Genomic DNA, 9252 nt, shown 5'->3' on the forward strand with positions numbered 1-9252 from the left:
TAACTCTCTTCAAGGGTTAGGCTGGGGGCATGGAGTGGGTCTTCGACGGCGGACGGCCGTGCCTCGACCTGGTCAACACCATGCGCAACCGGCACGAGGACGGCGTCGAGCTGCTGACCGGGCCGGAAGCGCTGGCCGAGTGGCTGTCCCTGGCGGGCTTCACGACGGGCCCGGTGCCGGTGACGGCGGGCAACGTGCTCGCGGCGAAGGCGCTGCGGGAGGCGATCGACCGGGTGCTCCTCCCGCACGGGGAGCCGTCGGAAATGGACGTCGAGCTGGTCAACAACGCGGCAGCGGCGGCCCCGGCACCCCCGCCGCGCCTGGTGCTGGCGGACGGCGTGCTGCGACGCGAGGTCCCGGCCCCGAAGGACCCGGTCGCGGCGGCGTTCGCGGCACTGGCGGCGGACGCGATCGACCTCGCGACCAGCGACGCGGCGGTGCGGATCTGCGCCGCGGACGACTGCGGGCTGCGGTTCTGTGACGCCTCGCCGCGACGGAACCGGCAGTGGTGCTCGATGGCGCGGTGCGGCAACCGGGCGAAGGCCCGCGCCCACTACGCCCGCACGCTCAGCCGCGACTGAGTCACCCTGGCCAAAGCCTCTGAAGGCCACCATCAGGGCATTAGATGCTGTGAAGGCCACCATCAGGGCGTTGGATGCTGTGAAGGTGGCCTTCAGAGGCTTGGTGTGGCACCGGGGCCGTTTCCGCGCACCAGGAGCCGGTAGGCGCGGGGGTGCGCGCGGAACCACACGTTGAGCTTCCCGAGCCACCGCATGGGTCCCGTCCGCAGCCCGGCCGGGATCGGCGTCGTGACCAGCCGCACCAGTCGGGCGAACCGCTCGAAGCGCCGCTGGTCCTCGGCTGTCCACTGTAGACCGATTCGCTCCCGGAACTCCGGTGGCAGGGTGGCCCGGATCAGGAACAGCTGTCCTTGCCGCCACGAATCCGGCAGAAACGGAACAGGCTTGCGCGCCGTCCGGATCGTCTCGAAGAGCTGCTCGATCGCCGGGGTTCCGGTGAAGCCCGCCACCATCGAGTCGTAGTACCGCTCGAACGCCGCCCAGTCCGGCGGCAGGTCGCGTTCGCGCACGCCCAGCATCCGCCCGACGTCGCACATCTGCGCGTAGTACTCCGCAAGCTCCGAAGTGGACAGTGGACGGCCGAAAAACCGTTGCACGTCAACCGGAGCCTTGACCAGTGTCGCGTGCACCCAGGCGTACGCCGCCGGGTCCAGTGCGCTGTAACGGCGTCCGTCCGCCACGCCGGTGAACGACCGGTGCAGGGCACGCAACCGCTCGGCCTCCACACGCGCGCCGGCGGGGCCGCCGTAGACGTAGATCGACAGTGACGCCACCGTCCGCATCAGCCGCGTCCACGGGTCGGCGGTGTAGTCCGAGTGCTCGAGCACCCCGGCCGCGACGACCGGGTGCGCCACCTGCAGCACCAGCACCTGCTCGGCCAGGAGCGCGTCGCGGAAGTCGCCGAAGTACTTCCACGCCGCCGTGCCGCGGACGATCGGCGGGGCCATCAGGCTCCGCGCAGCAGCATCATCAACGGCTCGGCCACCGGCGTTTCCGTCTCGCCCGTGGCGAGGCGGCGCAGCTGGAGCCCGGCGATCAGCGCGACCACCGGCCCCGCCAGCCGGTGCGGCTCCGGCACGCCCAGCGCTTCGAGGATCGTCACGGCCAGCTCGTCGTACGCCGCGAAGCAGCGCGAAGAAGCTTCGTGCAGCTCGGGGTCCCGCGCGGCTTGGAGGTACAGCTCGTGCGCGCCCAGCTCGTCGGTGCCGAAGGGCAGCTGCGCGATCACGTGCTCCACCACCGACGCCGCCTGCTCGACGCTCAGGCCGTCCGCGCGGTAGCCGTCGGCGATCGCGCCGAGCTTCGCCGTCTCCTCCTCGGCGAACAGCAGCATCGCTTCGCGCAGCAACGCCGTCTGGCTCGGGAAGTGGTAGGTGAGCGTGCCGAGCGAGACACCCGCCGCGGCGACGATCCGCCGGTTCGTCAACCCGCCGACGCCGTGTTCGCCGACGACCGTCAGCGCGCCGCGCAGGATGGCTTCCCGGGTGCTCACCAGCTTGCCGCGGGCTGCCGATCCGGCCAACGTTCGACCTCTTCCAGTTGCGCGGCAAGGGAAATCAGCCGCTCTTCCGCGTGCGACGGGCCGAGCAGCTGCGCGCCGAGCGGCAGCCCGTCGTCCGTCAGCCCGGCCGGCACGTTGATCCCCGGCCAGCCCAGCACGTTCCACGGCCAAGCGTACGGGCAGGCGGCGATCATGGCCTGGTCGGTGGCCCAGCCGGACAGCCCGTCGAACGCGCCGACCGGCGGCGGCGGGGTCGCGGTGGTCGGCGTCAGCAGGACGTCGACGCGGCCGAACACCGAGCCGATCCGCCGTTGCAGCCCCGGTTCGAGGGCCCGCGCGAGCCGCAGTGCGGGCCCGGCCAGCAGCCGCCCGTGCCCGGCGTTGCTGCGCGTGCGCGGGTCGAGCCCGGCGCGGTCGGGCACCCGCAACGTCCAGTCGCGGACGCCGGTGAGCGAACGCGGCAGGAACGTCAGCCCGATCAGCCCGTAGTCCGGTTCGGCTTCGACGATCTCGTGGCCCAGCCCGGCGAGCGACTCCGCCAGCCGCCGCACGGCCCGCTCGACGACCGGGTCGAGCCGCGTCCGGGTGGCGGTGAACGGAATCCGCGTCGACAGCCCGATCCGCAGCTTCCCGGGTTCGCGCGTGGCGGCGGCCTGGAACGTGCGGCCGGTGGCGGCGGTGACGTCGAGCAGCAGGGCCGCGTCACCGACCGTGCGGGCCAGCGGGCCGAGCACGGTCAGGCCGTGGAACAGCTCGCCGCCGTCCGGGATCCGGCCGCGCTGGGGCTTGATGCCGACGAGCCCGGTCCACGCGGCGGGGATGCGCACCGAGCCGGCGCCGTCGGACCCGAGCGCGGCCGCGACGGCCCCCGACGCCACCGCGGCCGCGCTCCCGCCCGAAGAACCCCCGGGGGTGTGGCCGGGGTGCCACGGATTGCGCGTGGCGCCGAAGGCGGGGCCCTCGGTGAACGGCCACTGCCCCAGCTCGGGGGTGTTCGTCTTGCCGATGATCACCGCACCGGCCTGCCGCAGCAGCGCCACGGCCGGCGCGTCGGCCGTGGCGGCCGGGAACTCGCCGGAGCAGCCGAAGGCCGTCGGCAGCCCGGTGAGGTCGACGTCGTCCTTGATCGCGACGGGCACCCCGAGCAGCGGCGCACGGTCCCCGGCTTTCAGCCGCCGGTCCGCGTCGGCGGCTTCGGCGAGCGCCTCGTCGTCGCGCAGGCAGCGGAAGGCGTTGAGCGTGGGCTGGCTCGTGTGCGCACGCCGGAGCGCGGCGGCGACCAGCTCGACGGCGGTGACCTCGCCCGCGGCGAGCTGGGCGGCCTGCGCGGCGAGGCCGGGGAAGTCGAGGCGCGTAGCGGTCATGGCGGCCCCCGGAGGTTCTCGTTCGTTCGAACGAACGTTACCGGAAGACGGCGGCTCCGGCCACTCCCTTAAGGTGGGGCCATGCCGAGCCTGGAGGGCCGATGACGTTCGACTTCGCCGGATTCCCCGACGCCGCCCTCGCCGCGATCCCGCGGGCCGACCTCGGCGGCTGGCCGACCCCGCTGCACGCGGCACCCCGGCTCGGCGAAGCACTCGGCCTGCCGAACCTCCTGCTCAAGCGCGACGACGTCCACCCGCTCGGCGCGGGCGGCAACAAGCTCCGCAAGCTGGAGTACCACCTCGGTGCCGCCCGGGAGGCGGGCGCGGACACCGTGATCACCTTCGGTGCGCTCCAGACCAACCACGGCCGCCAGACCGCCGCCGCGTGCGCGAAGCTCGGCCTGCGCTGCGAACTCGTGCTCACCGCGAAGGTCCCGCGCACCGGCGAGGCGTACGAACGCTCCGGCAACATCACGCTCGACAAGCTCTTCGGCGCGACCGTCCACGTCTGCGCCGACGCCGAGGAGACCGGCCGCACCTACGACCGCCTGGCCGCCGAAGCCGCCGCCGACGGCCGGAAGGTCGCCACGATCCCGGTCGGCGGCTCCAACGCCCTCGGCGCCCTCGGGTACGTGCGCGCCACCCACGAGCTGGCGAAACAGCTCGCGGACCGCGGTATCGAGCGGGCCCACCTGGTCGTCCCGCACGCCAGCGGCGGCACGGCGGCCGGGGTGGTGCTGGCCGCCGGGCTGCTCGGCGGCCTGGGCGTCGGCATCGCCTGTGTCAGCCACCCGCTCGACGAGGCCACCGAAAACCTGCGCGAACTCACCGCAGGCGCGGCCGGGCTGCTCGGCGTCGCACCGCCGTCGTTCGACCACGTCCGGATGGGCGACTCCACGCTCGGCCCCGGCTACGGCATCCCGACCGACGCGGTCTGGGCCGCGCTACGCCTCTTCGGCAGCACCGAAGGCGTCGTGCTCGATCCGGTCTACACCGGCAAGGTGGCCGCCGCGCTGATCGAAGGGGCGGGACGCTTCGCCCCGGACGACCACGTGGTGTTCCTGCACACCGGCGGCATGCCCGGCCTGTACGGCTACGCGCCCGAACTGGCGGCCGCCTTCGAAGGCTGACTCCAGCCGGGCCGCCAGCCACAGCAGGGTCAGCAGCAGGACGACGTCGGCGAGCAGCAGCAGCCGCTGCATGACGCCGATCGGGAACGCGTCGGAGATCGCGCGGAACGGCTCGATCCCGGCCTCGCTCAGCCGCACGAAGACGAAGCTCACGGCGAACAACGCGAACGCCGCGGCGGTGAGCCGGATCGTGCGGACCAGCGCGACGCGTTCAGGACGGCCCTTCAGCGGCTCCAGCAGCGAGATCGCCGCGCCGGGCAGGCTGCAGAACGCGACCAGGCAGGCGTAGAGGTGGATTTCGCCGCTCACCGGGTCCGGCGCCGCCGGGTAGCTCGCGGGGAAGATCGCGGCCGCGGCCAGCCCGAGCGCCCACAGCGCGAGCAGCAGCCGGGTCGTCCGGGACAGCGGCACGCCGGCGGCGTGCAACGCACCCAGCACCGCCAGCGAGCCGATGGCCAGCGAGAGCACGCTCGCGGCGAGCATCCCTTCGCCGCGGTCGGTCACCGTGTAGCTCGACAGCGTGTCGTACACCGGGTTGTGCGAGCTGACCACGTGCAGCACCACGGCGGTGAACAGCCCCCAGCCGATCGCGCCCAGCGCGACGAGCCGCCACGGTCTCGTGCGTTTCCCCGCTTCCGTCCCCATGCTCTCCAGGCTTCCGGAGAACCGCACGGCCGTGATCAGGGAAGACCCTGAAAATCACCCGGAGGCGAAGTCGGCGAGGACCAGGGCCTGGTCGTCGTGCCGCTTCGGCCGCGGCCAGCGCTCGCCGTCCGGGTCCTGCTTCTCCGCCGTGCGGACGGCGTCCAGTACCGCGTCCGGCCCGTCGGCGCGGGCGATCGCCAGCACCTCCGGCCAGCCGAACAGCCCGTACTGGTCGACGCCGATGGAGACGCCGTCGCTGGCCAGCAGCACCGCGTCGACCTCGGCCCGCGGCCAGCTGCGCCGGACTGCGTGCGCGGCGGCGCCAGGGTCGGCTTCGGCGACCCAGAATCCGTCGTGGGCGTTGCGACGGCGCCGGACGTCGGCGCCGGTCTGGAGCAGCCCGCGCCGCCGCAGCCGGGCGAGCCGGTCGTCCGAGACGACGTCGACGCCGAAGCGGCCGAAGCCGACGACCGGGCTGTCGGCCAGCACGAGCGCGTCGACACGGTCGTCGAGCCATCGCACGGCCGCGACCGTGCTCGACGGCGACTGCTGCGGCTGCAGGTCGTTCCGGGCCGTGACCTCGGCGATCGCCCCGGTCAGGGCCTCGGCCAGGTCGGCTTCGGGTGCCGCGCGGAGGTCGTCGGCGAGGCGCCGGGCCAGGCGTTCGGCGTACCAGCCGCCCGGGGGCAGCGCGGGATCCGACGAAGTGGCGCCGTCGAGGACCAGCACCGCGTTGTCCAGCACGACGACGTGGTCCTCGGTGGGGCGTGGGTGGCCGTCGGCGCCCACCCCGGCCCGTTCGGCGATCGCGATCTCGGGCATCACCCGACTGTACGTCGTGTCAACTCAGGTTGACATCGCCCCGATGTCAACGTAGGTTGACACTCATGACGGAAGCGACAGACCTGGCCGCCCGGGCCGGCGACCGCGATCCCCGGGTGGGACTGCGTGCGGTCGCCGCGCTCCGGCGGCTGCTGGAACAACTGGAGGCCGTGCAGGTCCGCAGTGCGCGGGTGCACGGGTGGTCGTGGCAGGAAATCGCCGCCGAGCTGGGGGTCAGCCGGCAGGCCGTGCACAAGAAGTACGGGAGGCACTGATGTTCGAGCGATTCACGGCCGACGCGCGGATGGCCGTCGTCGAAGCCCAGATCGTGGCGCGCGAGTCCGGCTCACCGGAGATCGGGCCCGCCCACCTGCTGGCCGGGCTGGTCAAGACCGGCGTCGGGCTGCTGGCCGACCTGGGCGTCTCGAGCGACGACATCGCCGCCGAGCTGGCACGGACGCGCCGCCGCGGCGGGGTCAGCGACGCCGACGCCGAAGCTCTCACCGAGTTCGGCATCGACGTCGAGCAGATCGTCGAACGCGTCGAGCAGACCCACGGCGAGGGCGCCCTCGCCGGACGGCTCGGCCGGACCAGGCGCGGGCACATCCCGTTCACCGCGCCGGCGAAGAAGACGCTGGAGCTGAGCCTGAAGGAAGCCGCCCGCATGGGCGACAAGCACCTGGGGCAGGAGCACATCCTGCTGGCACTGGCCCAGCAGAGCGGCACCGACGACGTCCTTGCCAGGCGCGGCGCCGACTACCTGACGCTGCGCCGGGCTGTGCAGCAGCGGAAGGCGGGTTAGCGGTCTGTGTCGCGCCAGGTGGTCAGCGGGAGCAGGGCCTGGGTGAGCGGGCCGATCGCGAGGGCGTAGAGCACCGTGCCGAATCCGACGGTGCCGCCGAGGGCGAATCCCGCGACGACCACGGTGACCTCGATGCCGGTGCGCACCAGCCGGACCGACCGGCCGGTGCGGGCCGCGAGCCCGGTCATCAGGCCGTCGCGGGCGCCCGGGCCCAGCCGGGCCCCGACGTACGTCGCCGTCGCGACGCCGTTCAGCAGCACTCCGCCGGCGAGGAAGGCGATCTGCCAGGCGAGGTCGTGCTGGTCCGGGACGACCGCGCGGACGAGGTCGACGGTCACCGAGATGACCAGGACGTTCGCCACGGTGCCGATCCCGGGCCGCTGCCGCAGCGGAATCCACAGCAGGAGCACCGCGACGGAGATGAGGCCGGTGACCGTGCCGAAGCTGAGTCCGGTGTGCTTCATGACGCCTTCGGCCAGCACACCCCAGGGTTCGAGGCCCAGGCGCGCCCGGGTGAGCAGGGCGACGCTGGCGCCGTAGAGAGCGAGGCCGGACAGGAGCTGGACACTGCGCCGGGCGGGGTCGCGGGAGATCCGGACGGGCCGGAGATCGATCTGAGCCACACGGGCACTATCCGTCGGAACTGGACTGGTAAACCATAGCCAATTGCGGGATATTGGCCTGATGGAATCCCCGATCCCGCTGGGTGGACGCATCTCCGGGCCACGATTGGCCGTTATGCTGGGCTCGTGGCGGCGAGGTGGCTCCCGGCAGGGCGCGGCCGACCTGGCCGCGGCCATCGAGCTGCAGGTGCTGGACGGCCAGCTCCCGCTCGGCACCCGGCTGCCTTCCGAGCGCGAACTGGCCGACGCGCTCGGCGCGAGCCGGACGCTCATCGGCGCCGCGCTGGACCGGCTGCGGGAGAGCGGGTTCGTCGCGAGCCGCCGCGGTTCCGGGTCGTGGATCGCCGCGCCCGGCCGTCGCCGCCGGGACCCGCTCGGCCCGGCGAGCCGCGAGCTGATCGACTTCACGCACGCGTCGTCACCGGCCCCACCCGGCATGATCGCCGCCTTCGACGCGGCCCGTGCCGGGCTCGCCGGCCACCTCGCCGACCACGGCTACCAGGAACGCGGCCTGCTCGCGCTGCGGGAGCGGATCGCGCGGCGCTACACCGAACGCGGGCTGCCGACCACGCCCGCGGAGATCATGGTCACCAACGGCGCGCACCACGCGTTCGTGCTGGTCCTGCGGATGCTCGCGGGCCCCGGCGACCGCGTGCTGGTCGAGCAGCCGACGTACCCGAACGCCCTGGAGGCGATCCGCGCCGCGCACGCGATCCCGGTGCCGGTGGCGCTCGACCCGGCAGGCGGGCGCGGCTGGGACATCGCGGGCATCGACGCGGCGCTGCGCCAGGCGTCGCCGCGGTTCGCCTACCTCGTCGTCGACTTCCAGAACCCGACCGGGCTGCGCCTGGACACCGAAGGCCGCGAACGGCTCGGCGCGGTGCTCGCCCGTGCCCGCACCCCGGTCGTCGTCGACGAGACGCTGGCCGAGCTGGACCTGGAAGGCGACCCGCTCGACGGGCCGCCGCCGCTGGCCGCGTTCGGCGGCGGACTGGCGATCTGCGTCGGCTCGGCGTCGAAGACGCACTGGGGCGGCCTGCGGATCGGCTGGATCCGCGCGTCGGAGGACCTGCTCGGCCGTCTGGTTTCCGCGCGCTACGCCGTGGACCTGGGGACGCCGGTGTTCGAGCAGCTCGTGTTCACCGAGCTGCTCGGCGACGACGGCTGGGCGGCGCTGGCCCGCCGCCGCGAGGACCTGCGCGGCTACCGCGACGCGCTGGCGGGCGCGGTGCAGTGGCACCTGCCGGACTGGACGTTCACGCTGCCGAAGGGCGGCTTGTCGTTGTGGTGCCGGATGCCGGAGCCGATGAGTTCCCGGCTGGCGGTGGCGGCCGCGGGCCACGGGGTCCAGGTGGCGCCGGGCTCCCGTTTCGGCGTCCACGGCGGCATGGAGCGCTGGATCCGGCTGCCGTACGCGCTGCCGCCCGAGCAGATCCACGAAGCGGTCCGCCGCCTGAGCGCGGCGGCGGCGTCGGTGCGCGGGACGCCGGAGTCGCTGAGCGCGCCCATTGCCTGAACCTGCCCGAAAACGAACCGGTGCGCTGGATGCGAGCCTGCTCCCAGGGATGGGCGGCGTTCTTGAGCATCCAGCGCACCGGTTCGGTGTGCCACACCCCCGCCTGCGGTACGTGACTCCGCTTGCGGGTGCCGCGGCTTCCCGGCACAGCCCCTCGACGTGCCGGGAAGCCGTCGGCTCAGGTGCGCTCTCGGTACTGCGAGTCCTCGCTCGGCGCGGTGAGCAAGGGCTCCCGGAGCACACCCGGTGTGGGTCCCGGCGTCGCGGG

The 9252-nt window shown here is 73.6% G+C and carries 10 protein-coding genes and 1 pseudogene; 5 read left to right on the forward strand and 6 right to left on the reverse strand.

Translation table 11 applies throughout. The features are described 5' to 3' along the window. Positions 1-29: 29 nt before the first annotated feature. Complete coding sequence (locus tag ABJI51_RS21635; RefSeq protein ID WP_348953025.1) at positions 30-581, forward strand: CGNR zinc finger domain-containing protein; 552 nt, start codon at positions 30-32, stop codon at positions 579-581. A 92-nt stretch (positions 582-673) separates the two neighbouring features. Here the strand turns inward: ABJI51_RS21635 and ABJI51_RS21640 are convergent, their stop codons facing one another. Genes ABJI51_RS21640 through ABJI51_RS21650 form a run of 3 tightly spaced genes read right to left on the reverse strand, consistent with a single transcriptional unit; the run spans position 674 to position 3446 of the window. Beyond that, positions 674-1528 (reverse strand): oxygenase MpaB family protein, encoded by an 855-nt coding sequence (locus tag ABJI51_RS21640; RefSeq protein WP_348953026.1) that lies wholly within the window; start codon positions 1526-1528, stop codon positions 674-676. Beyond that, positions 1528-2103, reverse strand: a complete 576-nt coding sequence (locus ABJI51_RS21645) for a TetR/AcrR family transcriptional regulator (protein WP_348953027.1) — start codon at positions 2101-2103, stop codon at positions 1528-1530. The genes ABJI51_RS21640 and ABJI51_RS21645 overlap by 1 nt, the downstream gene beginning before the upstream one ends. After that, positions 2070-3446: an amidase gene (locus tag ABJI51_RS21650; RefSeq protein ID WP_348953028.1), complete on the reverse strand. Its 1377-nt coding sequence runs from the start codon at positions 3444-3446 to the stop codon at positions 2070-2072. Before ABJI51_RS21650 ends, ABJI51_RS21645 begins: the two co-directional genes overlap by 34 nt. A gap of 101 nt (positions 3447-3547) precedes the next feature. Here ABJI51_RS21650 and ABJI51_RS21655 point away from each other — a divergent pair, with 101 nt between their 5' ends. Then, a complete protein-coding gene (locus ABJI51_RS21655) occupies positions 3548-4576 on the forward strand; it encodes a D-cysteine desulfhydrase family protein (RefSeq protein WP_348953029.1) in 1029 nt (342 codons plus the stop codon). Between the two features lie 78 nt (positions 4577-4654). Here the strand turns inward: ABJI51_RS21655 and ABJI51_RS21660 are convergent. Both ABJI51_RS21660 and ABJI51_RS21665 read right to left on the reverse strand, forming a co-directional pair. Then, positions 4655-5221, reverse strand: a pseudogene (locus ABJI51_RS21660) (DUF998 domain-containing protein); the annotation flags it as partial. Between the two features lie 54 nt (positions 5222-5275). Further along, positions 5276-6043 carry a hypothetical protein gene (locus ABJI51_RS21665; protein ID WP_348953030.1) on the reverse strand — a complete coding sequence of 256 codons (768 nt, stop codon included), beginning with the start codon at positions 6041-6043 and terminating at the stop codon, positions 5276-5278. A gap of 65 nt (positions 6044-6108) precedes the next feature. Between ABJI51_RS21665 and ABJI51_RS21670 the strand changes: the two genes are divergently transcribed. Continuing rightward, complete coding sequence (locus tag ABJI51_RS21670) at positions 6109-6318, forward strand: sigma factor-like helix-turn-helix DNA-binding protein (protein WP_004559389.1); 210 nt, start codon at positions 6109-6111, stop codon at positions 6316-6318. Further along, the gene (locus ABJI51_RS21675) at positions 6318-6845 is read left to right on the forward strand and encodes a Clp protease N-terminal domain-containing protein (protein ID WP_348953031.1); all 528 of its coding nucleotides are present in this window, start codon (positions 6318-6320) and stop codon (positions 6843-6845) included. The genes ABJI51_RS21670 and ABJI51_RS21675 overlap by 1 nt, the downstream gene beginning before the upstream one ends. On the opposite strand, the gene yczE is transcribed toward ABJI51_RS21675, so the two are convergent. After that, positions 6842-7468, reverse strand: a complete 627-nt coding sequence (gene yczE, locus ABJI51_RS21680; RefSeq protein ID WP_348953032.1) for a membrane protein YczE — start codon at positions 7466-7468, stop codon at positions 6842-6844. The two genes, ABJI51_RS21675 and yczE, sit on opposite strands and share 4 nt — an antisense overlap. A gap of 61 nt (positions 7469-7529) precedes the next feature. On the opposite strand from yczE, the gene yczR reads away from it, so the two are divergent. Continuing rightward, positions 7530-8984: a MocR-like transcription factor YczR gene (gene yczR / locus ABJI51_RS21685; protein WP_348953033.1), complete on the forward strand. Its 1455-nt coding sequence runs from the start codon at positions 7530-7532 to the stop codon at positions 8982-8984. The last annotated feature ends 268 nt before the right edge of the window (positions 8985-9252 follow it).

The sequence above is a fragment of the Amycolatopsis melonis genome (assembly GCF_040064235.1).
GTDB classification, from domain to species: Bacteria; Actinomycetota; Actinomycetes; order Mycobacteriales; family Pseudonocardiaceae; genus Amycolatopsis; species Amycolatopsis melonis.

Bases quoted from the DNA above. Each gene is read 5' to 3' on its own strand.
- ABJI51_RS21655 (WP_348953029.1), top strand. From the start codon at position 3,548: ATGACGTTCGACTTCGCCGGATTCCCCGACGCCGCCCTCGCCGCGATC.
- ABJI51_RS21665 (WP_348953030.1), bottom strand. From the start codon at position 6,043: ATGCCCGAGATCGCGATCGCCGAACGGGCCGGGGTGGGCGCCGACGGC.
- ABJI51_RS21675 (WP_348953031.1), top strand. From the start codon at position 6,318: ATGTTCGAGCGATTCACGGCCGACGCGCGGATGGCCGTCGTCGAAGCC.
- ABJI51_RS21650 (WP_348953028.1), bottom strand. From the start codon at position 3,446: ATGACCGCTACGCGCCTCGACTTCCCCGGCCTCGCCGCGCAGGCCGCC.
- ABJI51_RS21670 (WP_004559389.1), top strand. From the start codon at position 6,109: ATGACGGAAGCGACAGACCTGGCCGCCCGGGCCGGCGACCGCGATCCC.
- yczR (WP_348953033.1), top strand. From the start codon at position 7,530: ATGGAATCCCCGATCCCGCTGGGTGGACGCATCTCCGGGCCACGATTG.
- ABJI51_RS21635 (WP_348953025.1), top strand. From the start codon at position 30: ATGGAGTGGGTCTTCGACGGCGGACGGCCGTGCCTCGACCTGGTCAAC.
- ABJI51_RS21640 (WP_348953026.1), bottom strand. From the start codon at position 1,528: ATGGCCCCGCCGATCGTCCGCGGCACGGCGGCGTGGAAGTACTTCGGC.